Raw genomic sequence first — 25,076 nt, 5'->3', positions numbered from 1 at the left:
TTAAAAAAGAGTGCCCGCCGGGGGACGGAGCACGAAAACGTTGGATACGACATTCCCCGTTCCTGCCGTCTGGTTCACCTGCACGACGCCGGAGGTATTGCGCAACGCAGTCGATGCAATCGACGCGTCTTGCCTGGCCTCCGCCGCGGGCGCGGCATCCTGACGACGAGACTGTGCGGCCACGCCAGACAGGGCACTGTCGGCAAGTGGCTCAATGTGATGGGATTGCTGTTGCACGACAGACGCGTTGGGGGCGATCACCGCCGCGTTCACCTGTGCGTTGCCGGCACCGCTGGCCTGATTGATCGACACCAGACCCGCCGCACCATTGAAAGACGCGCCGCCCAGTCGGCTCGATGCCGATACGCCAGATCGAACCCGCCCGACAAACTGTGATGACACGACGCTGGCCTCACCCGTCGACACGGCCGCCACGTTTGCCTGTACGTTGCCCGCGCCCGAGGCTTGATTGACAGCGACGCGCCCGGCTGTGTTTGCGGCGGCATCGCCGTCAATGACGGCTGACACCGGCGCACTTTGGGCGCACGCCGCGCCCGTCGCCGCAGCGCCCAGCACCGCCACAACGAAGTGCCACGTCAGCGATTTCACGGCTGCCCACCACGCGAGAGTGGCGCCAGCGCACCGCTGATCTGGGAGGCAATGCCCGCCGTGGCCTGCACCACTTGGCCGCCCACGCCGCCAACGGCCGCGCCGCTCACAGCATTGCCGACGGAAAGCCCGCCAACAGCGGGTTGCAAGCCGCTCCCCGAGGGTGAAGTCAGAGCGCGCTGCAGCCCTGTCGTTGCGTTGCCGGACGAAGCGCGCGATGCGCCGAGTTCTCCGTCAGACAGCACGGACATGACCGACCCGACGGATTGATTGAACGCCTTTGTAGGAAACGGGCTGACTGCCGTACGGATGGGCAGCGCGTCGGTAGGAACGCCCCGATAGGCGACGCGCGGGGTGACATCGCGCTGCACGATGATGTCGCCCTCATCGGCCTGCGCCGGCGCCGCAGCAAGCGCCATCGCCAGACACGCAGCCAGTGCGGTCGGCTCCATTGCGCAAAAGGTCGCCCTGCGCCAAGTACGGCGCTGCGAGGTGATTGTCGGCATGGCTCGCTCCTCCCCGGGGGGGGCCGAGAGCGACATCCATGCCAAGGTCAGTAACTGCTTGATTTGTCTGGCGAATCACCCATCGCGCGTGACAATGGGCCGCTTCGGCGCGCGGTTTTGTGTCAAGGCTGAAACAGGCAGGTCACTGAATGGAGCGGGGCAAGCCTGCCCGGACAAGGAATCATCGGCCCCGGCAGGCAAATTGGCGTGTTTCAACGCTGAAGCTTCCACGGTCGTCGTCGTCACCCGGAACCTGCCGCTCCAGCGGCGGCTTTCGAAAGCGGTGCGGCGGGATGGACCGCCGCGAGGATGGGTGCGCCATGGGCCTCGGCATTCGTGCGGGGAACGGGCGCTAGAATCGCGCGTGCATCGCCATCGAAACCCGCCACGAAACGGTCATAGGGCCCACACGGGAGGACTCACGTTATGGCCAAGAGACGCCTTGTGCTGCTGGTCCTGCTTCTGTCCGCCGTCGCCTTGGTGGCTGCTGTTACGTCTCCATGGCCTAGCGTGTTGGCCATCCGCGTGATCTTCGATCGCGGCGCCGCACAGGCATCGAAAGCGTTGGAGCCGCTGGTCCCCAATGATGTCGCCGTGCAAACCGATCTCGCTTACGACCCGAGCGACCCAGACGCACGACTGGACATCTACCGCGGCAAGGCAGCGCCTGCGGGCGGCCCCGTGATCGTGTGGTTTCATGGCGGAGGATTTGTTTCCGGCCGGCGGGGCGATCTCGCCAACTACCTGAAGATCCTTGCTGGCAAAGGATTTACGGTCGTCAATGTGGACTACACCATTGCGCCCGAAGCGACCTATCCCACCCCCATCCGGCAGGCAAACAGGGCCCTCGCGTTCCTGTCGGCGCAGGCGTCGCAACTGAAGATCAACGCAGACAAGATGGTCTTGGCGGGCGACAGCGCGGGTGCGCAAATTGCGGCGCAGACGGCTGCCATGGTGACGAACGAGCGTTACGCGCAAGTGCTGGGAATATCGCCACAACCGTTGGCAAACCAGATCGCAGGCGTCTTGCTCTATTGCGGCGTGTACGACATCACGCAGATGGGCCAAAGCGGGGGCTTGGGTGCCTGGTTCGTCAAAGCGACCACATGGGCGTATAGCGGCAAGCGGGATTGGCGCACGGCGCCGGGGTTCCACACCATGTCGATCACCCCCTACGTCGACGGCCGCTTTCCGCGCACGTTTATCAGTGCCGGGAATGCTGACCCGCTTGGCCCCCAGTCGGTCGCGCTGGCTGGCGCGCTACAGGCGCAGGGCGTCAACGTGACGCCCCTCTTCTACCCAAACGACTACCGGCCGCCGCTCGGGCATGAGTATCAATTTCGGTTGGACACCGAGGCGGGAATGGTTGCGCTCACGCAGTCCGTGGCTTGGCTCAAATCGCTTTAAGCGCGGACTGCTCGACCGGGTTCGATAGGCCGACTGGGCCGCTCGGCGTCAGAACGCAGGGCCGCTATCGAACTTCCGTCTGATTCGCCCGGGCATTCACATCCGAAGCCTTTGACCCGGCGCCAGCGGTAGCGGATTCATGGGCGTGCTGACTGCCCGTGGGATCAGCAATCTGGAACGCGTTGCCGTGCTGCCAGCCATTTGCTGCGGGGTTGACCGACGGCGCGGGAATATCCGCACGGTCCTTCATCTTCGCGGCGCTGTCGATGCCCATGCGCTTGTCCCGGTCGGCAACCATCGCGGCGTTGGCTTGCCCTTCGCCCGTAAAGCCCATCATCAGCTGCGGCACCCCGAGCGGTAGCTGTTTGTCGAGGTCGGTATGCCACGTGTGCCATGTCTTGCCATACGTGCCGACCAGCTTCTTCATCAGTTCTTTCTCTGCAGGTTCGGGAATGCCGGGCGCGACGAGCTGCCCGGATTTCACTTCCCACACATGGCTGTGCCACAGCGCCTTCTCAGCCGGAGGCAGCGTGGCAAACAGCTTTGCGCTGACGATGTACTCCACGCCCATCAGCTTGGCGCTCTTGACGTTGCCGTCGTAGATGACGCACTGCGTCACGTCCTCATTGACGATCGCGCAGTAGTGATGCGCTTCCATCTGGACGTTCTGCCGGCCGTTGTAGAAATGGAAGCCATCCAGATACGCGTTGAGGGCTTCGATGGGCGGCCGGTCCTGCAGCGCGATCGCACCCGCTTCCAGTACTTTTGTTTTCGAAGACTCCGCCTGCCCGGGCGCACGAACGTTGGATCGGGTATCGCTCTCGCGATGACAACCACCCACGCCGAACGCGGCGACCGCACAAACAAGAACAACGTATCGCATGGCTTCACCCGGGCCGCATGTTGGATGCCTCCGAACCGCAAGACTTGCGCCCAGACGCGCGCCGCGCACATTCGCGGTCGCAGCCGACGCCGCCCGTTGCCGGGCATGTCCGATGCTGTGGAGACGACGACCCTCTCCAGATGACGCATACGGTGGCCAGGCTGGCGAGGGTCCAATGCACCAACGCATTTCAGAGCCCTAGACCTCGCGCCCCACCCGGAGCCCAAAGATGAAGGTGCATCACCTCAACTGCATTTCGAGCTGCCCGCTATGCGGTGCACTCTTCGATGGTCACCCCAATTCCCTGGTGCGCAGGGGGCGGCTGGTTTGCCACTGCCTGCTGGTCGAGACGCCTGCGGGTCTGGTGCTCGTCGATACCGGTTTTGGGTTGCGTGATGTCGCGCATCCGCATTCGCGTCTGAGCCGCTTCTTTCTCACGATGCTCAAGCCCGAGTTCAGAGAGGAGATGACGGCCATTCGGCAGATCCAGCGGCTAGGCTTTCGTGCCACCGACGTTCGTCACATCGTCATGACGCATCTCGACTTTGACCACGCAGGAGGACTCGATGATTTTCCGCACGCTGTCGTCCATATGCTGGCCGCCGAACGCGACTATGCACTGATGCAAAAGACGTGGCTCGACAGGCAACGCTTCCGGCCGCAGCAGTGGTCTTATCAAGAGCGTTGGCGAATGCATTCCGTTGCCGGCGGAGAGCGATGGAAGGGCTTCGGCTGCGTATCGCCCATCCCGGAGGTAAACGACGAGATTGCGTTGATTCCGCTGCCAGGTCACACGTACGGACACGCCGGCATTGCCGTGCGCGGTGAAAGCGACTGGCTGCTGCTAGCCGGCGATGCGTACTTCCATACGCACGAAATGGATCTCGACCCGTATTGCACGCCCGGCCTGCGTTTCTACCAGTGGATGCTTGAGAAAGACCGTGCGGCACGGCTCGACAACCAGCGACGGCTGCGCGATCTTTGCGCCCGCCACAAGTCCGGCCTCACCGTGTTCTGCAGCCACGATGTCGATGAATTCGAACGGCTTTCGGGCCGTTCAGCGGCGGTGCCGGCGGAGCATATGAATGCTGCGCCGCAGGCTTCGCTATAAGCCGGAAAAGGCTTCTTGATTCGAGCCGATGCGATTCGCCGCGCTCAGCGATCCGACCGCTCGACGACGACCTCGCTGATCTGAAGCACCGGTGCAATGTCGGTGTAGTTGGCGATATCGCCCAGGATTTCCGCACCGTGCTGCTTCATGGCGGCCTGGAACGCCTCGACCGAATCACAGATCAACGCGCACATCGCCACGTAGGCGGGCGGCGTACCGGGGGCGCCGCCGGCCAGACCCTTTTCGACGGTGTAGTACGCGCAGGCGCCGCCCAGCTTAGCCTTCACCATCGGCATGTGCTGGTCGCGGTAGTAGGTGTGGTCGAAGCGTGCGCCTTCGGCGTAGGGGTACATCACGGACACTTTGATCATTGCGGTTCTCCTTGTGGTCATTTATGGCTTGAAGGACAGAGTGATTGCGGTGGGGCAGAATCGGGCGCCGCCTTGGTTACCGTCGCGCGTCGGCACGCCTTGGATGCGAAGGGTACGCAAGGGCGAGAGCCGGAACAGCAGGTCGCAGGTCGTTTCTCCGTTTCCGGTGTAGCGGTACATCCCCTCGGCGATTTTTTTCGCATCGCCCGCTTCAGAGTAAATGCGGTAGTTGGGGCCATAGATGCGAAGCCAGAAACGTAGCCCCTTGTCGGGTGTCGGCTCTACAAACGCTTGGTCGACAACAAGTGCCCGATTGAATGGCTCGCGCGCCGCGAAGATATTGCTGACTGTGGCGTATGCCTGAGGTTTGGCACGCCATGCTGGTTGCTCCGCCTCCTCGGCGTGCGCGATGACGCTGACGCAGACCGCCGCTATCAAAAAGAGACTGCGTTTTCGCGGCATTTGTTAGTCCCCCAGCAAGGCAGCCATGTAACCTCAGTCGATCGCCGAAACCTTGATCGGCGTCGCCCGCGCGGGCTGCTGGGTGTGTGCGAACAACTGACCGAGACTTAGCCTTTCGTTCCAGATATGGCGCAGCTCCAGCCCATACCGCCTCTCAACATCCTCTGCCAGGGTTTCGAGTTCAAGCGCGTCTGGAGTCCATCGCCGTGGGTATAGCGCCCGGTATATGGCCAGAATTTCATCGTCCGGCCGGAGCATCAGCTTCTCCCCATCGCGCAGCGCAAACGCGCGGACAAACACGAGCAGGAATTCTCGGATTTCCAACGTTGAGGCAGACGGGAAAGCCCTGCGCCAGCTCTTTCCCTGACAACTGCGGCGACTGAACGGTGCAGGCAACCCTGTTCCAAGGAGTGCCGACCACAGCAGGGCCACCAGAAACAGTGCGATAACGATGAATGTGGTCATGACCCGCCCATATCCGGAATTGAAGACACGGAAACTGCTCAGTTCTCGAAGTGCTGGTGAGGTGTTTGCGGCCCATTCTAGCGGCCCGCCCGTCCACGCGTTGACCACGCCCCGCCCCAACCGAACAACCCATCTAAAAAATTAGCTTGCAATTCAATAGCGCGCTATATATATTTCCCTCCATGAACACACGCAAGCCTTCCTCCGCACGCCGCGACCTCGCCCTGGACGAGCAGCTCTGCTTTGCGCTGTACTCGACCATGATCGGGATCAACAAGGCGTACCGGCCGTTGCTCAAGGCGCTGGAGCTGACGTACTCGCAGTACCTCGTCATGCTGGTGCTGTGGGAGCAGGATGCCCAGACGGTGTCGGAGATTGGCGATCGCCTGTTCCTCGACTCCGCCACGCTGACCCCGCTGCTGAAGCGGCTGGAGGCATCGGGGCTGATCGAGCGGCAGCGCTCGGCCGAGGACGAACGGCGGGTGATCATCTCGCTCACGGCGGCCGGCAAGGCGCTGGAGAAGCGGGCCGAGAAAGTGCCGGCATGCATGGCTGCGGCCATGGAGTGTGCGCCCGGCGAGCTGGAAGAACTGCGCACACAGTTGAATGCATTGCGAGGACGGCTCTTCAAGAACGCCGCCTGAGCACGCACGTATCGCCGACGGGCGCCTGATCGCGTCCGTTTTTTTAGACCGATTAAGTAGCACGCTATTTAATCGCAAACAATGCGGCGCGGCCTCGACAGCCGATGCGCGCACCACCACCCCTCTCGCAGGAGAACCACCATGTCGATCGAAAACGTCCTCTACCGTGCCCATGCCCGTGCCACCGGCGGCCGCGATGGCCGCGCCATCACTGACGATGGCCGGCTCGACGTGCGCCTGACCACGCCGACCGAACTCGGCGGTGCCGGCGGCGAAGGCACCAACCCCGAACAGCTGTTTGCCGCCGGCTACAGCGCGTGTTTCCTCGGCGCGATCAAGTTCGTGGGTGCGCGCGACAAGATCCGCGTGCCGGCAGATGTGTCCGTGCAGGGCAGCGTCGGCATCGGCGTCATTCCGAACGGCTTTGGCATTGAAGTGGACCTGAAGATCAGCCTGCCCGGCATGGACCCGGCCGAAGCGCAAACGCTCATCGACCGCGCCCACATCGTCTGCCCCTATTCGAACGCGACGCGCGGAAACATCGACGTACGCCTGAGCCTGATCTGACCCGTACGCCCTTTCCCAACATTCCCACGACAACCCATTAGAGGCCCAGCCATGAACATGAACCGCATGACCAAATTTGCCGCCGGCACCCTGCTCTCTGTGGCAGCAAGCGTTGCCCTTGCTGCGGGCAGCCCAGGCGTGGAGCGCACCACCCAGGCATTCCTCGACGCCCTGGCCGCCGGCGGTGGACAGCCGCTGGAAACCCTTTCACCCGCCGATGCCCGCGCCGTGCTGGTGGGCGCGCAGGCCGCCGCAAAGGTGTCGCTGCCGCCCGCCGACGTCAGCCAGAAAACCATCACCGTGGACGGCAAGCCGATCAGCCTGACGATCGTGCGCCCAGCCGGCGCGAAAGGCACGTTGCCCGGCTTCATCTTCGTTCACGGCGGGGGCTGGGTGCTGGGCGACTTCCCCACGCACGAGCGCTTTGTGCGCGACCTGGTGGCCGACTCCGGCGCCGTCGCCGTCTTCGTCAACTACACGCCCTCGCCCGAGGCGCGGTATCCGGTGGCGATCAACCAGATCTACGCCGCCACAAAGTGGGTGGCAGAAAACGGTGCGCAGATCGGCGTAGACGGCAAGCGGCTGGCGATTGCCGGCAACAGCGTGGGCGGCAACATGGCGGCCGTGGTGGCCGTGATGGCCAAGGCGCACGGCACGCCCGCACTGCGCACGCAAGTCCTGTTCTGGCCGGTCACGAATGCCAACTTCGAGAACGCTTCGTACGACGAATTTGCGCAGGGACACTTCCTGACCAAGCCGATGATGCAGTGGTTCTGGAATGCCTACACGACCGATCCGGCGCAGCGTCAGGAGATCTACGCATCGCCGCTGCTGGCCACGCCCGCTCAGTTGAAGGGGCTGCCGCCCGCGCTGGTGATTACCGCCGAGAAGGATGTCTTGCGCGATGAAGGCGAAGCGTATGCACGCAAGCTCGACGCGGCCGGTGTGGATGTGACCGCCACGCGCTACAACGGCATGATTCACGACTTCGGCCTGCTCAATGCGCTGGCCGGTGTGCCGGCAACCCGTGCAGCGCTGCATCAAGCCAGCGAAGAGCTGAAGGCGCGGTTGAAGTAATTGGGTGGGCGGGTTGGTTCACCGCTCGTTGGTCAGCCAGCGATGCGCCCGCCACGTGTGTTGTGCACGTGGCGGGCGTATTGCGTTGTGTGTGCCCGACCGCTTGTAGCCGAAAGCAGCCAAGCAGGCCGATGCGGGCGAACGCCTTTATGCCCCTTCAAACAGGCGCAGCGCCATCAGGCCGTGTCCCATTGTTGCGCCGGCCCGAACCGCTGCTGCAATTGAAATCAACTCTGCGAGTTCTTCAGCAGTAGCGCCGGCCTTTTTGGCTGCCTTCGTATGGACATCAAGACAGTACGAACACTGCGTAGTCAGCGCAACGGCGAGCGAGATGAACTCCCTGACCTTGGGCGGAATGAGACCATCAGCGCGCTTCGCGGCATGGTCGAAGGCCATAAAAGCGTTGCCCTCTTCCTTCGCAAGGGCAAGAAGCTTTGGAATGTTCTGGAAGTCCTTGGGCGACTGGTATTCACTCATCATTCATGCCTGCTGTTTTGGATTACCGCTCATTTTCCGAATCCATTGCCGAATTCCAGTATCCGCTTGCGACAAGTTTCTCGCGCACCATGGATCGGGCCCGATGCAGTCGGCTCTTGACGGCTTCAACCGTCACGCCTAGCTCGGCCGCCACCTCGGGCGCGGTCAGTCCATCGACATCGCGCAAGATGAGAACCACGCGATAGTTCTGAGGAAGCGTCTGGATTGCGGTGGTGAGATCCGTTCGCAAATCTCTTGGGATCATCGGCGCCTGAACAGCATCCAAATCGGCCTCGTACAAGGGAATGGACACTTTTCCCCTGGTAAAGAATCGGTAGCATTCCCTTTCGACGATACGGAATAACCAGCTCGCAAAGGCCGCCGCCGTGCGTAGCGCGCCAATTTTTCGATACACGCGCCATAAGGCGATTTGCACCGCGTCTTCGGCGTCCTCGCTATTGGTGCACGTTCGTCTCGCAAACCGCTTTAGATCAGGCTGACACACGGCCAGCAGCCGAGCGATTGCAGCCTCGTTACCGGCGCAAGCCGCCTCAATAAGCTCATCAGACGCACGTATCATTTCAGTTCTTTATTGGCGTTCTTCCAACAAGCGCACAGGCCGGACAAAAGCCGACAACTGCTGTGCCCGCAAGAATGGCTGCGGCCGCGTAGCCGGCAATCATGCCCCACGGCGTCGTCGCCAACGTTGCTGTAGCGACAGCCGTGCAGAGCCCCAGGGAAGCGCGAATCAATCGCTCGGTGGTGGGTAGATTCCGCTTGAGATAGAACATAGGGACGCATCCTTCTGTTGTGCTGGTGACGGCTTCATAGAGGCACAGCCAGCGCAAAAGGATTCTTTTTTTCCAGGTATTTCGGGACTGGCGCACCATGGACCGCCCCTGGGCACCTCTCGCCGTCGGCTCTGACGGTGATCGCGTATGTGCCGGACCTTAGCGGCCGCGTGTTGCCCGTGAACAGCGTGCGCCGTGAGGGGAGGCGTCGCACAAAGCCACTACAATAGCGCCCCTTTCGCAGGTGGCGCCCGCTCTGATATCACGTGCGGGCGCATGCCTCCCGCTGCACTCCAGAAGCCACAATCCTATGATGTCAAACGCCTGCGGCGTCGATTTCGGCACGTCCAACTCCACCGTCGGCTGGCTGAGACCGGACGCACCCACCCTGCTGCCGCTCGAAGACGGCAAGGCCACCCTGCCTTCCGTCATCTTCTTTCACGCCGAAGACCCGACCGTCAGCTACGGCCGTGCCGCGCTGGCCGACTATCTTGCCGGCTACGAGGGCCGCCTGATGCGCTCGCTCAAGAGCCTGCTCGGCACGTCGATGATGGACGACAGCACCGAGGTCATGGGCCAGGCCATGCCGTTCCGCAAGCTGCTGGCGCATTTCATTGGCGAACTCAAGCGGCGCGCCGAGCACGCCGCCGGCCATGAATTCCGCCGCGCCGTGCTGGGCCGCCCGGTGTTCTTCATCGACGAAGATCCCAAGGCCGACCAGCTTGCCGAAGACACGCTGGCGGACATCGCGCGCGACGCCGGCTTTGACGAGATCGCCTTCCAGTACGAGCCCATCGCCGCCGCGTTCGACTACGAGGCCGGCATCAGCGGTGAAGAACTTGTGCTGGTGGCCGACATTGGCGGCGGTACGTCGGACTTCTCGCTCGTGCGCCTGTCGCCCGAGCGCGCAAAACGCCTTGACCGCCGCGACGACATCCTCGCCAACGGCGGCGTGCACATCGGCGGCACCGACTTCGACCGCGCCTTGAGCCTGGCCAGCGTGATGCCGCTACTGGGCCTGAACAGCACGCTGCGCAACGGCAAGGCAATGCCGTCCGGCCAGTATTTCGACCTGGCGAGCTGGCACACCATCAACCACGTGTACACGCGCAAGGCATGGACGGTGGTGATGGACAACTACCGAGATGCCGCCGACACCGAAAAACTCGACCGCCTCATCCGCCTGATCCGCGAGCGCGCCGGCCACTGGCTCGCCATCCAGGTCGAAGCCGCCAAGATCGCGCTGTCGGACGCCCCGGTGGCGGAGATCGACCTGCACCGCATCGCGCCCGAGTTGAAGCAGCCCGTCACGCGTGAAGACTTCGATCAGTCGATTGGGAAGCTGGTCGGCAAGACGGTGTCCACCGTGCAGGCGATGCTGAAAACGGCGGGCGTTGCAGCGGAAGCGGTCGATACCATTCTCTTTGCCGGCGGCTCCAGCGGGGTGCCGTTGCTGCGCGAGCAACTGGCGCAAGTGCTGCCGTCAGCGCGGCGCGTTGAGGGCGACCTGTTCGGCGGGATCGGTTCTGGCCTGGCGCGCGATGCGGCGCGCAAGTTTGGATGACGGGTTGAAAGGCTGGGCGAGGGGACGCTTCGAACGTATCAAACCAGACCGCCCGGGGCGCGGCAGGATGTCTCTAAAGGAAAACCACATGAAGCTCCTCACCATCTCCGGCAGTGCCCGCCGCGATTCCGTCAACACGGCGCTACTGCTCGGCTTGAAAGACGTTGCCCCGGAGGGCGTTGAGCTATCGGTATTCCATCGCCTCGACACCTTGCCGGTCTTTTCTCCTGACCTGGAAGGGCCACAGACACCAGCCGAAGTGCTGGAATTCCTGGCACTCGTGTCCGGATGCGACGGCATCATTATTGCCAGCCCCGAATACGTTCGCGCTATTCCGGGAGGGCTCAAGAACGTCATCGATTGGATGGTCTCGCGATTCGAAGTCATCGGGAAACCCATTGCGCTCGCACATGCATCGCATCGTGGCGACGACATGCTCACATCGCTCCGGCTGGTGCTGTCCACTGTCAGCGATCAATTTCTCGAAGACGTGTTTTTGCGCATCCCGTTGATTGGAAAAACGCCAGACGAAATCAAAACCCTGCTGAAGCGGCCCGAGCGGCAGTCCGAAATGCACGGATTTCTGTCCGCTTTCGTGGCGGCGATTCATGCTCGGCAGACAGGTGCGCATGGATGTCATGCCGTCACGAATGCCTCGTGATGGCTGCTTTGACCATTCACCGTGAGCAAGCCGGCTTCGAGCCGCAGGCTGAGAGATGTTGAAGCTGGTCGCGCAGCATGCCGGGGCGGGCCTGGCCATGCGTGCGCATGATGACGCAATTCCTCGATCGTCACTCTTGATCCCGTAACCCATCGCCATAAGCGTTCCACTTGGCGCCACAGGCGGCGCAATGTTCCGCCTTTGGCGTTCGTAGCGGTTTCCCGCAGTTTTGGCACGTGGGCCCGTAGAGACTCAGTCGATGGTGGAGGAGAGCATTCGGGTTGGTTTCCTTGACCCCTGTAATGCGCTCATAAGCAGCCAGCGCTTTACTTCCCCACCCCTTAAGGCTTGCTTCGGCAAGCGAGCAACCGGTTGTCTCGCGGTACAGCTTGATCTCCTCAATAATTCCTTCCGGCTTGACGAGGCTCCACTCTTCTTCCGTCAGCATCGGTATATCCATATTGCAACGCCAACAGAAAATCGTGCGGGGCATTGCTGTTCCTCCTCGAGCTCGACGACGTACACTCCCCCGCCGGCGGCAGCCGCATGCATCCTGTATCAGCTGAGGGGTGCCGGTTCGAAGACAGGACCGGGACGCAGTGAGGACGCGCTTGGCCGCCTACAGCCGCAGGGTCGTGCTCCAGCGAAATCGAATACGGCCGTTATCATGCTCCAACCGCTGTCACTGTTTTCGCCGCGCTCCAACGTCGCCCGTATCCCATTCTTGCAGTAGACGCGCGTCCGCCCTTCCACCACTGACCAACCTTGGCCTTGCATACGCGCCGCAAGGTCAGCATCGGCATCTGGGCCGTATCCGCGCGCCGGGAGTTTCGCCGTAATCCATGCCCCGCCTATTTTCACCAAGCGACCGTCTTCTTGCGGAGAATGCCCTTCCTGTTTGAAGCTCTGTATCTCGTGGGCAATAACGTCCGCTTGCTGCCGTGCGCGCGGAAGGTCTACGACGCAGCCGACGTCGACCTGTGCTATCCACACCGTAGCAATCGCCAAAGAGGCTAACGAAAGGACGTACTTGTACATAGGACACAGACCCGGCTATGGGTCCAGACACACGCATTGCAACTCAGTTGCCGACCTTATCCCAGCGATACCAACTGTCCATGGTCTGCACTAGCGGCACTAACCATCCGACCGCACCGGCAGCGAACATTTTCTGTTGGCCCGCCAGCGTGCCATCGGCCGCCACACTTAATCCAAAGCGCGTAGTGTTGCGCCCGATTCCCGTACCGTCCTTCATGACGGTCGCGACTTCCCGCAGCCACAGCGTGCCCGCTTTGCATTCGAAATCCCCACGGCTGCTCAGCAGGGTCTCGCGTCGCAACTCCTGACCGTCGGCCTCCAACACCACAACCTCAAGCACATCCGGTGTCGCTTGTCGCAGTTGCACCCGCGCGCCGCGAGTTTTCGGTGAGACACGCAATAGTTGTTGAGACAGCCCCCTGTCAATGTCATACACAGGCTTGACAGTCATCTCGCCCCTGTTCGCGTACAGGCCGTCCAGTTGCGGGCAGCCGGCCTGCAAATTATTTTCTGGCAGTGCCGGCCAGTCGCGAGGCCATGGGTAATTGTCTGCACAGCCACCTAGAGCCGCCGCGGCCAATACCGGAACCAATCGGGCTATCCGTGCAGGCGCCCACTCTAACCATTTCTTTTTCAACATCCTTACTCCCCTTGGCCCATGCTCATAGTCGCGCCTGCGAACAACGTCTCCCTAGGTCGTTATGGTCGCTGCGAATAAGGCCGACGCTTGCGAGAGTCGGTTCCACGCGAAAACGCCAACCATAACCACTACCGCGAACAGCAGCAGAATTCGCCAATCCCGGCGTGTCGTCGGCAAGTCGGTCGCCCCTGGGCCACCAAAGATCGCCGCAATCAGGGTTGCGAATACGAACAATAGGGCCCATGCGCCCTTCGCCAAGCCACTAAAGAACGCTGCAAATGTCGTCACTACGCTAAAACGAGGACGAAAAAGGCGCCGCGACGAGGCGATCTCCCGTTCAAAATCACTCATTCTTATCAATTCGCTTTTGGTGACTGTGTTGACGACGATGCGGGTATGGCAACCCTTTTCTTCGCATGAGCAGTTCCATCATTGGATGCCGTTGGCGCACTTACGTGCGTTCTCGACAACAAACTTGCGACCATCCTCGTCTGCCAAACGTAGGTATTTCGGCAGTTTGCTCGGGGCGACATCTTTTAGAACCCACAACGCTGCGATACGTTGGTATTCGTGACCTGTGAGCCACGCCCTTTCCGCAAGGTGTTCGGCATGCTGCGACTTCAATGCCCCAAGCGCAAGCAACGCACGCCTGCTAACGTATTCGTCCGTATCGTCTACAAGGCGAAGTAGCATCTCTTCCGCCTTGTCCTTATGCGTAGACAGCGTTCCGAGTTGTGCCGCGATTTGCCACTTTGCATCCGGCTCTGAAGAGTCAATTGCGAGCCCAGCGAGTGCCAGGAGAGCACCAGGTTTGCCTCCAAGTTGATCAGAAATCCATTCCACCTCGTCGTCGCGGGCGATGGCGAAGATCAAATCTGCGCGGCACCTTTCACTCCATTCATCCGGCGGAACCGATTCGAGAACCGCAATCGCGGCGCCCCACAGTGATTGCCATTGGTCGTAGTCGCAGCCGCGCTGGCGAGGCATATGCGACGCCGCCCACGCCTTGTATTTCTCGACTTCTTCGTGCAGGGCACGTGATGCGCTCATAGAACTGCCTCTTTTATGAACTTCCGAACTGTTCGTCACTATGGCACCCCGTATCGACGACCGCTTCTGGCCGGAAGCTGCCGCTGATGGCATTACCTATGACCGTTCGCTTTCGACCGTAGAAGAGACATCTAGCTTTCTCACTCGTGAAAATTCGAGCAAGACGCCTGTTGCCGAAACCAATTTATTGTGGAAAAACAACGTCGAGCTTTGCCATGATGCCATCCGCGCCGCTCAGTATGCAGTGCCTCCCAATCTCGATCACATTGGTCATTATTGCGAAATTCAACCCATCATCGAACGAGATTTTCTTTGACGACATCCGATCGGCCAGAATGGCATTTTTTATCGTTGTATTCGTCACACCATCTGCCAACCTATTGACAGGCTCGCATTGAAGTCGAATTTTATTTCCGTTGAATACACCGTCAATGCCTTTTGTCGCCTCGTCATCAATGCCATGAAGCAAGGAAATTCCATCAGATCGAAGACTGTAGACGTCATGCGAAAACATGCCAGACGCATAGCACAATTCATAGGAAGACGGATTTCCATCGACTCCGTTCATCATGTGGCACGTGTTTTTTCCGGGCAGGGCAGTCAACAACGGTCCAGTAAATGGGGCATTACGTCCATCAAGTTCCTTTCGTTGAGCTATAGCTCGATCGATTTTTTCTTCTTCTTGCAATGTAAGAGGTGTGGCCACCTCAACGTGCTTTGGTTTAATGTGCAAATCGTAATATTGTTCACCGGGCCAGTTCTTCTTTGCCTGCGCACAGGCGAGAGTCGCTTCCGCACCGTTCAATGAATCAGGCGGGATATCGTCCATATTTTTCTGATCGAAATCCGGCAGTTTTACTGATCGAACCAAGTCCCCATTTGCACTTCTTGTATTAATCGATAGGAAATTGTACTTCCCATTATTGCAGTCGATTAGATAATTGGTTTCCCCAACCTGAAAAGCGTGGTCAGTTGAAGGTTGCTGAATTTTTTCGTACGTTTCTCTTATCCAGGCGGTAATTTTGCCGTTGCCACTTTTCTTAACGGAGTTTAGATCAACTTCAGCTTTGGAAAACAGTGGCGCTATGGGGTACGGAGGTACCGCTCTGACCCACCGCGGTTGAGTGGTTTGCTGAGGATCGGCTGGGAGCGTCGATAGCGGATCAGCGGATGGTGCTGCTTGGCAAATGCCGCTGAGCCATAAAAAGGCGATGGAGAGCGTGACGCGGAAAGTCGGATGCTGCATTTTGTCTTCATGATTAATGTTGATTGCATTCGATTGTATGTGCTTCCGACATGAAATCGATTGACTACTTTTGGCCGATTGCCGCCCGACGATCGCGGCGCTTGTCGAGTCTGAGGAGCCGTCGGGCGCCGAGTACTCCCTTCGGAACGTGCTCTTTCTCGGCGCCGCAGCGAACGCCCAACTATCACTCCGACTCTGCCCCGGCATTCCCGCCCGTCACGGGAATGCGCCCATCTCTTGTTATTGGCTGTAGCCCCGCCGCTCTATGGCGGCTAGCACCTCCCACGATTGCGGATCGACATCGCGGCCCCCGAGCGACATCGACACATACGCATCAATCGCATCCATAAAGCCCTTGATGAATGCCGGCGGGAACGCGTGTGCGGAGAGGTGTTGAAGCTCCTCACGCAGCATCCCCGGGCGACATTGGCCGTGGCTGCGCATGGCGGCGCGTGTACGCCTGAGATACGCCTGAGATACGCCTGCGCTGCGATTGCGCCGTTCAGGTAAGTGCGGTTTTTTGTGAGCGTACCTGCGTCGGATGACGTGGACGCTGGGCTGGGTGGTGATGCTGGTGGAGATGGATACGACGCTGGTCGCGTCTCGTCTGCAATAGGCATAGGAGCCTCCGTGAGTATTGATTGGAGGTCCGCCTTCTCGTCGCCAAACGAGGTGGCGGGCCCGACGGCGGGGTTGGCGAACCGGTACTCACGGCAACCGGCAGACCTTGCGGTCTCCCCACCCGGCCCGCCATAGGAGGCATGCGCGAGTGCGCCCGAGCGTATCCGCCAAGCGGAGGCTCGTTGTGAGTATGTCGAGTCGCCAAACCCGACTGCCGTTGGTGCGGCAGCGGGGTGGATTATAGCGATGGGGGCTGCTTGCAAGTTACAAGCCCGGCATCAGGCTCTGCAGTTCACAAGGTGGCCAACGTCCGCCGGTCGACGCCCCCCCTCACTTCTCTCGGTCGTTGGAAGCCTCAAGTTTCCGTCACGGCGATCGATAGAGCGTTATAGAGTCAATATGTCTCCTCTCGCTCAATGCCCACACACTTGCTAGCTAAAACTATATTCGCCTGCTGCACGTTGCTCAGCTTTAATGCAATTGGAAGCCCTTGGGCTCCCGTTCCCACCAAGCCGGAATATGAATACTTGGCAGATTCCGTGCACCGTATCGGCGACCACGTTTACCTGATACACCGAAACCTGATCCACTCCGACAAGGGCGAACTGGAGTTGATGGCGCCAGCGGAATTTAGTTGCGGTGATCGCACGATGCGTTTTGCATGGTCTGACGCCATCGTCAACGGAAAGCTGATGAGGCGGTGGTACGGGAAGTCCATCGGGCGCTATGCGGCACAAGGGTTCATTCAGACGCAGGGGGACTCGCCCCACGCAGCCTTCCTCAATTGGGCCTGTCAGTTGCCCATTCAACCGGAGAGGCTAGTTAATGCGAGGCGGTTAGGCGACGGCACACTAATTCAAATCGACACGGGTAGTTTCAGAAAAACCGGTGCGGTCGCGTCGTTTTGGACGCGCCATGACTATCCTCAGATTGTTCTCGATCCGCCATACAACGCACCGTACGACTCAAAGCGCGAGTTCGTGCGCGTAAACTGCGATACCAAAACCTACCGCATCTCTGTCGGCTATGACTTCACCCCGGAAGGCGCGATAACCGACGGGATGATTGAACGGGACGATGTGCAGACGCCGTTTGACTCGACAGATGACTACGCCCTCGCCATTCAGGAACTGGCTTGCAGCAAATCGGCTGACGCGTCCGCATACAGGGGGATCGGCGGAGCTGTTAGCCGGCCCAAGACTCCATTGCATCCGGATGTCGGAATCGACGACGTGCCCGTTCCTCCGGATGTGCAAGCGACAGCCGCGAAGTTCAAGTCAATATTGCCCAACGGCCCAACAGTGTCTGTTGCGAGAATCACGAAACTAACCACGAGCGGTAAGTTCAAGGATGCGGGGCCGATGGTCTTCGAGATCAGGCCGAAGAGTGACGGAAGTACTCGCGTGCATGAGATTTACAGCCCAGAATTCTCCGTCGATCGTGAGCTCGTGGGCCTCGCGCAGCTCAAGTCCAAAATGAACATTAATGTCGCGGAAGAGAGGAACGTCGCCGTTACGGAGGTGCTGACACTGGGCACTTCGGAATGGGTTCCGGGTGGGCACATCACTTTCAACTCGCAAATTCAGGGCATTGGCAAACGAATTGATTCTGGGTCCACATGCGATATAGGCCAACCCGTGGATGCAAGTACGGTACATGCCGGATTGAAAGGCTCAGCATGGCCGCTTAAGTGCAAGGATGCGCAGGGCAGGCTATACAACGGATACTACGTTGAAGAGCTCCGCTATTTCGTGGAGTTGCATAGCGAATCTGCGGACTACGGCAAGGCAGACTATGCGATCGAGAGCATTGCCATTGAGCGGTAGAGATTAAGCAAGGCACACACCTATTGCAGCACTGCTTATGTTCTTGGGCGCCTTTTCAATCGAATCAGTTGTGGCGGCTAGCCTGCAACTGCTACGCGCGTGTGGACCTGATAACAGCCCAGTTGCGCGGCTAGCCCCGGTTGTGTGGAAGGCGTTCAACATGCACGATGCGCTTCAAGTCCACATCCGAAATCTCCCCTCCGACACAACCGAAGCGTACAAAGCGTGGCTGGAGAGAGTTGCAGCCTCGTGATCATTGCTCCATCGTGAAAGGTCGAGCGACATCGACAGATCGTGTCCAGGCATTCCCGCCCGTCACGGGAATGCGTCAATCTCTTCTTATTGGCTGTAGCCCCGCCGCTCTATGGCGGCTAGCACGTCCCACGATTGCGGATCGACATCGCGGCCCCCGAGCGACATCGAAACGTACGCATCAATCGCATCCATAAAGCCCTTGATGAATGCCGGCGGGAACGCGTGTGCAGAGAGGTGTTGAAGCTCCTCACGCAGCATCCCCGGGCGACATTGGCCGTGGCTGCGCATGGCGGCGCGGGTGCGCCTGAGATACGCCTGCGCTGCGATTGCGCCGTTCAGGTAGGTGCGGTTTTTGGTGAGCGTGCCTGCGTCCGACGACGTGGGCGCGTGGGTGGGTGGTGATGCTGGTGGAGATGGATACGACGCGGGGCGGTGCCCGCTTGGACCATTTGGCATAGAGCCTCCAGAGGTGGTTGGAGACCCGCCAGCTCGTCGCTACACGGGGGTGGCGGGCCCGACGGCGGGGGTAGCGAACCGGTTCTCTGGAGCACCGGCAGACCCGAAGGTCTCCCCACCCGGCCCGCCCTTGAAAGCGCGCGAGTGCCTGCCGGCGAATCGCTGTGCGATTGCCGTCCAGAGGTACTGCATAGATCAGGTCGCTACACCCGGCTGCTGTTGGTGCGGCAGCGGGATGGATTATAGCGATGGGGGCTCCGCTCAACTTCCGATTCGTGCATCACGCAGCGGTGGAAATGACTGCGCGCTGAACCGATACTGCCGTCCCAGCTGCATGCGTCCGCCTGCGCTGAATGACGTGGGCGCTCGGGCAGTGATGTTTGTGGAGATAGGTAAGGGCGCGGTGAGGACTTGGCATCGAGCCCCCTCCGATGTTTGGAGGCCCGGCAACTCAACGCCAGAAGAGGTGGCGGGCCTGACGGCGAGGCTGGCGAACCGGCTCTCTGGAGCACCGGCAGACCTCGTGGTCTCCCCACCCGGCCCGCCGTAGTGTGTGCACATAGCCACCAGTGCGGGTCACCAAACCCAGTTGCCGTTGGGGGCAAAAGTGGATTGGATTATATCGATGGGGGCTGCTTCCAACGTCCGATTCTGTGCACCGGGCGTCCGGGCTCCACTGGCCTCGCGCGTACTGCACAACCTGGTCCAATGCCCGCGGCGAGTGACGTGCGGCCCAACACGTCCGGCCCTCTACTTCACGCCGTTCTCTTGCAGACGGCCGAGCGCCGCAGTTTTAGGTGCGTGTATGGATCTCAAACATTCGATCTCGACAGTCCGAGAGCGACACGCCACCGTCAGACAGTGGCGCATGGCCCTCAAAGGCCCGAACACGGCCCAAAAACATCCGATACATCGGACCTCTGAGACCCGAGCTTGGCCCTCAGACACTCGACGTTGACCCTTTGAGGCTGACGTTCCACCGTCCGAGGCCCGACGCCGGCAGTCTGAGGTCGAAATTTTCGAGCTTGGACTGTGGAAGGTGAGTGTTTGACGCTCACGCTCCGCCCTCGGAAGCCCACGCTTGACTGTCGGAGGTCCACGTTCGGACCTCAGAGGCCCGTCATCGGCAGTTTCTGGCCCGCGCACAGCCCTTCGACATCCGTGCGGAGAGGCCACCGTGATGCCGCCGCAGCCGCGTGGGGTTCTGTCAAATGTGGTGACCAGCCTTGATATCGGGTCGGTGGCAAACCAATCTCGCCGTGGTCGCGTCGTTGAGCGCGACCTTGTTATTACGTAGAGAAGGAATGCAATGTCACAGAACCTGATTTCGCTTCAACTCACCACCGCAGACCTCAGCGCCATCGATGCCGCGCTGAAGACGCTGGAAGACAAGTTCGTCGGCCTGATCGACCTGTCGATCGAGCAACGCAGCACGGTCACCAAGATGGGCGACAAGTCGGAAGCGTTTTGCCGCAAGGCCGTTGAAGTGCTGGGCAACAACCCCGGCGTGCTGGCCGCCAACTACAGCTTGGCCGAAGTGAAGCGCGACCTCGCCGCATTCGACGCCCTGCGCCCTCGCCTCGTCCGCGTGGAAAAGCTGGTGGAAAAGCTGCGCGACTCGCAGATGGCGCTGGGTAGCGATCTGATGACGGCGTCGCTGGAGGGGTATGCGTACCTGAAGGTGGCCGGCAAGGGCGAGGCGCTGGATACGGCTCGGGCGGCGCTGTCGGTGCGGTTTAACCGGGGGCCGAGGAAGAAGGCGGAGGAGAGTGTGCAGTGAGGTGATGGGCTGCTGATGGTGGCCTAGATGTGGGAAAGCCCGCGATGCTTTTTGGGGTCGCGGGCTTTTTTTTGGGGAGACTTTTGCTCACACCTCATCGTCAACGTTCGATGTCTTGAGAATGACCGTAATTGCCCCGCAATGAAGGGCAACCCTATCGAGCGCAATCGACAGTTGCACAGGAAAGGAGATCCGCCGCTGAAATAGCCGGCGGGGTTGGTTAGCGGTCTGCCGCGACGCTGCCACGGCAGTAGCACTACTAAGCCTAAAGACGGCTAGCCGTCCAGCTTAGCGGGCGCGGACCAAGAGCATGAAACACTCTGCGTTCTTGGGATACACCAGTTTGCCCGTGCGATAGTGCTTAAAGCACTTGCAACAGACCCACCGAAAACCCGGCGGTGCCGGCCGTTCAGTTGTACTCATCAGACTTCCTTAGTCCGATGAAGCCTTCTTGACACTGGCGCCCCTGAGGACAATAATCCTCGCTCGCATTCTGGGCCAGTCCCAGCTCCCCGTCGGATAGGCTTCGTGTCCAGGGGAATCGAGGCCCAGCGCAGCGCCAACTGCACTGGGCCTTTTTCTTTAGTCGGCTCCCTCCTCTGCATCATCCGCAAGCAGCAGATCGATCTGTGCTTTCAACCGATCCTTGTCCGCTTCATAGAATTGGGTTGGGATTTCAATCCAGGCCCGCCGCCCTCGGCTCAAGCGAACCAAGATGCGCTCTGTCGTAGCAGCTAAAGCAGCGTGCGACGCGAGGGATGCGCTAGCTTGGCGAGGAGTGCCTACCACATCCGGCAACGGGCTCGCCTCTTGCAACTCCTCCTCAAGGTCCGTTTCCGCCGAGGGCGTTAGAAGCTCCTCGGGCTCAGGCGTCTGCTTGGGGCCATTGAAATAGTCTGCGAACTCTACTGACCGACGGAAAATGTTGACGCAAGCGTCAGCGGCAGCGGGGCTGAAACCCTTCTGGATCAGATCGAACTTGAGGACGCCGTCAGACGGCAGGTGCTCTTGATACTTTTCGAGGAGTTCGGCGAAGACCGGGGGGCGCGTAAGCCACGTGGTCTTGATGGTGTGCCGCAACTTATCACTGGGCGCATACTGAAATGACTCGAACTCCTTGCTAACGCACAGGAGTCCCTCAGCCGGTCGGTTTACAAGACCGTAGTAGCGCAGAGATGCGATCGTAGACAACGCGGTACCGTTTTTTGCTCCCGTATAGCCGAGATCCTTTGCCACCACGTCAATAGGTGCCGCATTCAGCCGCTCGGCCTTGTATATCTTGAGAGTCCGCTCGATTGCCTCTTCCAATCCAACGGACGGCGCGCGCGGGCTCTTCTTGCGAATTGTGACTGACATGCGACCCCTCCTTAGGCGAATGGGGGTCATTCTACTGGCACGCATTGTGACGCGCAAGCGGTCATATACTTTTTTTCGTTAATAACGGTTTTCCGAATACCGATCTGCAACCCGTTGATTTTTATACTTATTTAGGTAGATATCGTTCAGATATCTAAAAAACTCAATGGCAACGCCTAGCGTATTAGTTATTTCGGATGAGAACACCGGCAGGATGCGGCATAGGTCGGCGAGCTTCAGGCGTACGGACTCTCAGGAGGTACTTCCCCATGAACGGGGATCCTCATCGCCGAGCATTTAGGCAACAAAAAACCCCATAGACCTTGAATCTACGGGGTTCTCTGGACTTCCTGAGACTGCTTCAGATTTGTTCTTGGTGGTGGATTCTACAGCAACCGTGAACCCGTTATCTTCAATGATGCCGAGACGTCCCCATGGCGGTGGGTATCGGCGGAATGAACAGGGACATATGTAAAACCCGTTGATGTTCTCATTGCGCTGAAACTGCACGGAGGCCCTGCCGAGGACTTGGCTTCGTGGCCGACGTCACGCCTGAATGCGTTGCCTTCAACCAGAACCGGAGTCAACCATGCAGAAGATGATGATGAACGAAAACGAGCTGGCCTCGCGCTGGAACATCAGCCCCAAGACCCTGCAACGCTGGCGTAGCGAGGGGCGCGGCCCCCGATTCATGAAAATGTCCAAGCGGGTCGTGTACCCCATCGACGAAATCCTCGATTTCGAGTCCGAGGCGTTGCGGGCATCGACCTGGGAGAGCGCCGCCGACGTCGTCCTCCCAAATGGCTCGAGTTACATGGGCCCACGCGAAATTTCGTACATCACCGGGCTGCCCCTGTACATCTTCACGCAAAAGCAGACACGCGACGCGTTGGGCATTCCCTATCGTCGGGTCCAGAAGCTCATCCGTTTCGATCGCGACGAGGTCTTGGCGTGGGCGCAGCGTTGGTCGCAGAACGCCAAGAACCTGGGCATCGACGTGCAGGCGGCCCCGGGCGACCACTACAGATCGTTGCAGCAGGCCTTGGCATCGCTGCCGGCTTGAATGCCGTTTCTGGCCCCGGCTACCGATCCGCCAACTCGTAGCCGGTGCTGCGCCCGCCGCCGGGCGATTTTTTCAGGATGCCAAGTTCCAGCAACTGCGTGATGTCGCGCAGCGCGGTGTCGGGCGAGCACTTGGCGATGGCGGCCCACTTGCTGCTCGTGAGCTTGCCCTCGAAGCCGTCGAGCAGGCGGTTGAGCAGTTTCACTTGCCGCTCGTTCAACGACAGGCCCGCCCAGCGTTGCCAGAAGCGCGCCTTGACCAGCACGGCGTCCAGCGTGGACTGCGCGCTGGCGACCGCGCGCCCGAGCGTGCCGAGGAACCACGACAACCAGCCGGTGGCGTCGAGCGTGCCCTTCTGCGTGCGCTCCAGTACGTCGTAGTAGTCCTTGCGCTCGCGCTGGATTTGCGCCGACAAGCTATAGAAGCGTTGCGAGCTGCCGTCGGCGCGGGCCAGGAACAGATCGCCCACTGCGCGGGCGATGCGGCCGTTGCCGTCGTCGAAGGGGTGCAGCGTCACGAACCACAGATGTGCCAGCCCGGCCTTGATGAGTGCGGGCTCGCCCGTTTCCTCGTTGGCCCATGCCAAAAACCGCGCCGTCTCGCTGGGCAGCGCGTCGGCGGGCGGTGCCTGGAAGTGAACCTTGCGCCGCCCCACCGGACCGGAAACCACCTGCATCGGTCCGGCGGCATCGTCACGCCACTGGCCCACGGTGAGCCTATTCATGCCCGAGTACCCGGTCGGGAACAAGGCCGCGTGCCAGCCGAACAGGCGCTCGGCGGTCAGTAGTTCGGCGCTGCGCGAAGTGGCGTCGAGCACCATCTCCACGACGCCTTCGACGTGCCGATCCACCGGGGCGACCGCGCCAATGTCCACGCCCAGACGGCGAGCAATCGACGAACGCACCGATTCGACGTTCAGCACTTCGCCTTCGATTTCGCTGGTCTTGACCACGTCCTCGGTCAGCGCCGCGAGGCTGGCCTGATTGCGCAGCGCCATGCCCACGTCGGCCAGACGGCCCAGCAGCACGCCTTGGGCGCGGCTGACCTCGGTCAACAGTCCAGTGAGCGCCGACAGGTCGTAGCGCCATTTCGGCCAGTCGTCGGCCTGCCAGATGTAGAGTTTTTCTCCGCTATCCATGCGGAGATTAAACACCTCATTCGCCGCAAAGGCAAATCATTCTCCGCGTCTGGTACGGTGAATGTGGCGGCTCATCATCGCAAGTCAGGGGGCCTCGTCCGCGAGCCTCAAGGCCGCCTCGATGAGAGCCTGCGAAACGCGATAGCCGTTGGCCTGCATCCGATCCAGCGCGGGAGCGATGCGTTCGAGCTTGCCGATGCGCTTGGCTTGCAGCAGTACGCCCAGCACGCCGAACAGGGGCACGCCTTGGCGGATCGCGGTCTGACGGCCACGACGCTCGTCCATCAGCACGCCGCAGCCCAGCGCGTGCGCCAGGCTCAGGGCCTGCGCTTCACCTTCGTCGAGATGGCTGACGGCGGTGGCGTAGACGGGGTCATCGCGGTCGGGATGCACCTGTACGTGGGCCTCTACGAAGGCAGCGATGTCGGCCGCACCCGGGCGCGAACGATCTGCCGTGGTTTCAGCCAGCACCACCTGCGGCACATGGACGGCATCGAACACGGCGACGAGCAGCTCCAGATGCCCGCAACCGGCCAGCGCGATCAGCGGCCCGGCATCGGAGACGACGACGGGCCGACTCATCGCGCCGCATCAAAGGCGGCGAGTTCCTGCTCCAGTTCAGCCGGTTCGTGATCGACCACCGGGATGCCCTGCGCGCTGAGATGCGCCAGAAACTGCGGCAGGCTCATCCGTGCCAGCTTGGCCGCGCGCGCGGAGGTGATCTCCCCGCACTTGAACAGGTTGACGGCCAATGCCGTATGGACCCCCGCTTCCAGCAGCTCATCGGTGAAGGGAACGCTGACGAACAGCGGCTGACCGTGGCGGGTGACGAGCGCGAGCCGGCCTTCCTCGGCCTCGCGGCTGAGGTCGCCGGAGCGTTCGCGCAGTTCGCGGATGGTGAAGGTCTGCATGGCGGCCACTCGAATTGTTCCCCTATATTGGGTCACAAAATGGAGCCGGCGTCAAGACAGCCCCACCCGCCAGGACTGGGCGGGGCCGTTGGATCGTCAGC

Annotated in this window: 28 protein-coding genes and 1 pseudogene; 10 read left to right on the top strand and 19 right to left on the bottom strand. The window is 60.7% G+C overall.

Annotation, left to right across the window (positions count from 1 at the left end; all coding sequences use genetic code 11):
* Complete coding sequence (locus R2676_RS21985; RefSeq protein ID WP_316857539.1) at positions 1-528, bottom strand: hypothetical protein; 528 nt, start codon at positions 526-528, stop codon at positions 1-3.
* Between the two features lie 77 nt (positions 529-605).
* Positions 606-1,115 carry a hypothetical protein gene (locus tag R2676_RS21980; RefSeq protein ID WP_206272585.1) on the bottom strand — a complete coding sequence of 170 codons (510 nt, stop codon included), beginning with the start codon at positions 1,113-1,115 and terminating at the stop codon, positions 606-608.
* A gap of 426 nt (positions 1,116-1,541) precedes the next feature.
* Between R2676_RS21980 and R2676_RS21975 the strand changes: the two genes are divergently transcribed.
* Positions 1,542-2,522: an alpha/beta hydrolase gene (locus R2676_RS21975; RefSeq protein ID WP_206272586.1), complete on the top strand. Its 981-nt coding sequence runs from the start codon at positions 1,542-1,544 to the stop codon at positions 2,520-2,522.
* Positions 2,523-2,586: 64 nt separating this feature from the next.
* On the opposite strand, the gene R2676_RS21970 is transcribed toward R2676_RS21975, so the two are convergent.
* Complete coding sequence (locus R2676_RS21970) at positions 2,587-3,474, bottom strand: OBAP family protein (RefSeq protein ID WP_316857537.1); 888 nt, start codon at positions 3,472-3,474, stop codon at positions 2,587-2,589.
* Between the two features lie 160 nt (positions 3,475-3,634).
* On the opposite strand from R2676_RS21970, the gene R2676_RS21965 reads away from it, so the two are divergent.
* On the top strand, positions 3,635-4,516 hold the full coding sequence (locus R2676_RS21965) for an MBL fold metallo-hydrolase (RefSeq protein WP_206272588.1): 882 nt from the start codon (positions 3,635-3,637) through the stop codon (positions 4,514-4,516).
* A gap of 44 nt (positions 4,517-4,560) precedes the next feature.
* Here R2676_RS21965 and R2676_RS21960 read toward each other — a convergent pair whose 3' ends face one another.
* Genes R2676_RS21960 through R2676_RS21950 form a run of 3 tightly spaced genes read right to left on the bottom strand, consistent with a single transcriptional unit; the run spans position 4,561 to position 5,814 of the window.
* Positions 4,561-4,887, bottom strand: coding sequence for an EthD family reductase (locus R2676_RS21960; protein ID WP_206272589.1), 327 nt, complete (start codon positions 4,885-4,887; stop codon positions 4,561-4,563).
* A 21-nt stretch (positions 4,888-4,908) separates the two neighbouring features.
* The gene (locus R2676_RS21955; protein ID WP_206272590.1) at positions 4,909-5,349 is read right to left on the bottom strand and encodes a hypothetical protein; all 441 of its coding nucleotides are present in this window, start codon (positions 5,347-5,349) and stop codon (positions 4,909-4,911) included.
* Positions 5,350-5,382: 33 nt separating this feature from the next.
* Complete coding sequence (locus R2676_RS21950) at positions 5,383-5,814, bottom strand: hypothetical protein (RefSeq protein WP_206272591.1); 432 nt, start codon at positions 5,812-5,814, stop codon at positions 5,383-5,385.
* Between the two features lie 182 nt (positions 5,815-5,996).
* On the opposite strand from R2676_RS21950, the gene R2676_RS21945 reads away from it, so the two are divergent.
* The 3 genes from R2676_RS21945 to R2676_RS21935 all read left to right on the top strand — a co-directional run bounded on the left by R2676_RS21945 (position 5,997) and on the right by R2676_RS21935 (position 8,102).
* Complete coding sequence (locus tag R2676_RS21945) at positions 5,997-6,458, top strand: MarR family winged helix-turn-helix transcriptional regulator (protein ID WP_027680492.1); 462 nt, start codon at positions 5,997-5,999, stop codon at positions 6,456-6,458.
* A gap of 141 nt (positions 6,459-6,599) precedes the next feature.
* Complete coding sequence (locus R2676_RS21940; RefSeq protein ID WP_027680493.1) at positions 6,600-7,025, top strand: organic hydroperoxide resistance protein; 426 nt, start codon at positions 6,600-6,602, stop codon at positions 7,023-7,025.
* Positions 7,026-7,082: 57 nt separating this feature from the next.
* A complete protein-coding gene (locus R2676_RS21935) occupies positions 7,083-8,102 on the top strand; it encodes an alpha/beta hydrolase (RefSeq protein WP_206272661.1) in 1,020 nt (339 codons plus the stop codon).
* 147 nt (positions 8,103-8,249) lie between these two features.
* On the opposite strand, the gene R2676_RS21930 is transcribed toward R2676_RS21935, so the two are convergent.
* The 3 genes from R2676_RS21930 to R2676_RS21920 are packed head-to-tail and all read right to left on the bottom strand — an operon-like array spanning position 8,250 to position 9,469.
* Positions 8,250-8,582 (bottom strand): carboxymuconolactone decarboxylase family protein, encoded by a 333-nt coding sequence (locus tag R2676_RS21930; RefSeq protein ID WP_316857533.1) that lies wholly within the window; start codon positions 8,580-8,582, stop codon positions 8,250-8,252.
* Positions 8,583-8,601: 19 nt separating this feature from the next.
* Positions 8,602-9,159 (bottom strand): RNA polymerase sigma factor, encoded by a 558-nt coding sequence (locus tag R2676_RS21925; RefSeq protein WP_206272592.1) that lies wholly within the window; start codon positions 9,157-9,159, stop codon positions 8,602-8,604.
* Between the two features lies 1 nt (position 9,160).
* Positions 9,161-9,469, bottom strand: coding sequence for a YgaP-like transmembrane domain (locus R2676_RS21920; protein ID WP_316857532.1), 309 nt, complete (start codon positions 9,467-9,469; stop codon positions 9,161-9,163).
* 211 nt (positions 9,470-9,680) lie between these two features.
* On the opposite strand from R2676_RS21920, the gene R2676_RS21915 reads away from it, so the two are divergent.
* Both R2676_RS21915 and R2676_RS21910 read left to right on the top strand, forming a co-directional pair.
* A complete protein-coding gene (locus R2676_RS21915; protein WP_206272593.1) occupies positions 9,681-10,934 on the top strand; it encodes an Hsp70 family protein in 1,254 nt (417 codons plus the stop codon).
* Positions 10,935-11,022: 88 nt separating this feature from the next.
* Positions 11,023-11,595, top strand: a complete 573-nt coding sequence (locus tag R2676_RS21910) for an NADPH-dependent FMN reductase (protein WP_316857530.1) — start codon at positions 11,023-11,025, stop codon at positions 11,593-11,595.
* Between the two features lie 130 nt (positions 11,596-11,725).
* On the opposite strand, the gene R2676_RS21905 is transcribed toward R2676_RS21910, so the two are convergent.
* From R2676_RS21905 to R2676_RS21885, 5 genes and pseudogenes are all read right to left on the bottom strand, one after another.
* Positions 11,726-12,043, bottom strand: a complete 318-nt coding sequence (locus R2676_RS21905) for a hypothetical protein (RefSeq protein WP_316857528.1) — start codon at positions 12,041-12,043, stop codon at positions 11,726-11,728.
* 633 nt (positions 12,044-12,676) lie between these two features.
* Entirely contained in the window at positions 12,677-13,273 is a 597-nt protein-coding gene (locus R2676_RS21900; protein WP_206272597.1) for a hypothetical protein, read from the bottom strand.
* Positions 13,274-13,702: 429 nt separating this feature from the next.
* Positions 13,703-14,323, bottom strand: coding sequence for a HEAT repeat domain-containing protein (locus R2676_RS21895; RefSeq protein WP_206272599.1), 621 nt, complete (start codon positions 14,321-14,323; stop codon positions 13,703-13,705).
* Between the two features lie 184 nt (positions 14,324-14,507).
* Positions 14,508-15,569, bottom strand: coding sequence for a surface-adhesin E family protein (locus tag R2676_RS21890; RefSeq protein WP_206272601.1), 1,062 nt, complete (start codon positions 15,567-15,569; stop codon positions 14,508-14,510).
* A 240-nt stretch (positions 15,570-15,809) separates the two neighbouring features.
* A pseudogene (locus R2676_RS21885) lies at positions 15,810-16,189 on the bottom strand (hypothetical protein).
* A 528-nt stretch (positions 16,190-16,717) separates the two neighbouring features.
* On the opposite strand from R2676_RS21885, the gene R2676_RS21880 reads away from it, so the two are divergent.
* Positions 16,718-18,016: a hypothetical protein gene (locus R2676_RS21880; RefSeq protein WP_206272604.1), complete on the top strand. Its 1,299-nt coding sequence runs from the start codon at positions 16,718-16,720 to the stop codon at positions 18,014-18,016.
* Positions 18,017-18,355: 339 nt separating this feature from the next.
* On the opposite strand, the gene R2676_RS21875 is transcribed toward R2676_RS21880, so the two are convergent.
* Positions 18,356-18,727: a hypothetical protein gene (locus R2676_RS21875; protein WP_206272607.1), complete on the bottom strand. Its 372-nt coding sequence runs from the start codon at positions 18,725-18,727 to the stop codon at positions 18,356-18,358.
* Positions 18,728-20,036: 1,309 nt separating this feature from the next.
* Here R2676_RS21875 and R2676_RS21870 point away from each other — a divergent pair.
* A complete protein-coding gene (locus R2676_RS21870) occupies positions 20,037-20,507 on the top strand; it encodes a hypothetical protein (RefSeq protein WP_206272609.1) in 471 nt (156 codons plus the stop codon).
* Positions 20,508-21,089: 582 nt separating this feature from the next.
* Here R2676_RS21870 and R2676_RS21865 read toward each other — a convergent pair.
* On the bottom strand, positions 21,090-21,863 hold the full coding sequence (locus R2676_RS21865) for a hypothetical protein (protein WP_206272611.1): 774 nt from the start codon (positions 21,861-21,863) through the stop codon (positions 21,090-21,092).
* Between the two features lie 589 nt (positions 21,864-22,452).
* On the opposite strand from R2676_RS21865, the gene R2676_RS21860 reads away from it, so the two are divergent.
* Positions 22,453-22,926: a helix-turn-helix transcriptional regulator gene (locus R2676_RS21860; protein WP_308304231.1), complete on the top strand. Its 474-nt coding sequence runs from the start codon at positions 22,453-22,455 to the stop codon at positions 22,924-22,926.
* Positions 22,927-22,945: 19 nt separating this feature from the next.
* Here R2676_RS21860 and R2676_RS21855 read toward each other — a convergent pair whose 3' ends face one another.
* From R2676_RS21855 to R2676_RS21845, 3 genes are all read right to left on the bottom strand, one after another.
* Positions 22,946-24,064: a Fic family protein gene (locus tag R2676_RS21855; protein ID WP_102080523.1), complete on the bottom strand. Its 1,119-nt coding sequence runs from the start codon at positions 24,062-24,064 to the stop codon at positions 22,946-22,948.
* Positions 24,065-24,148: 84 nt separating this feature from the next.
* Positions 24,149-24,646: a DUF3368 domain-containing protein gene (locus R2676_RS21850; RefSeq protein WP_102080524.1), complete on the bottom strand. Its 498-nt coding sequence runs from the start codon at positions 24,644-24,646 to the stop codon at positions 24,149-24,151.
* On the bottom strand, positions 24,643-24,975 hold the full coding sequence (locus tag R2676_RS21845; protein ID WP_102080525.1) for a UPF0175 family protein: 333 nt from the start codon (positions 24,973-24,975) through the stop codon (positions 24,643-24,645). Before R2676_RS21845 ends, R2676_RS21850 begins: the two co-directional genes overlap by 4 nt.
* Positions 24,976-25,076 lie beyond the last annotated feature (101 nt).

Origin of the sequence: Ralstonia flatus (assembly GCF_958439105.1) — a bacterium.
GTDB lineage: Bacteria > Pseudomonadota > Gammaproteobacteria > Burkholderiales > Burkholderiaceae > Ralstonia > Ralstonia flatus.
This window is presented reverse-complemented; position numbering and strand designations above follow the sequence as displayed.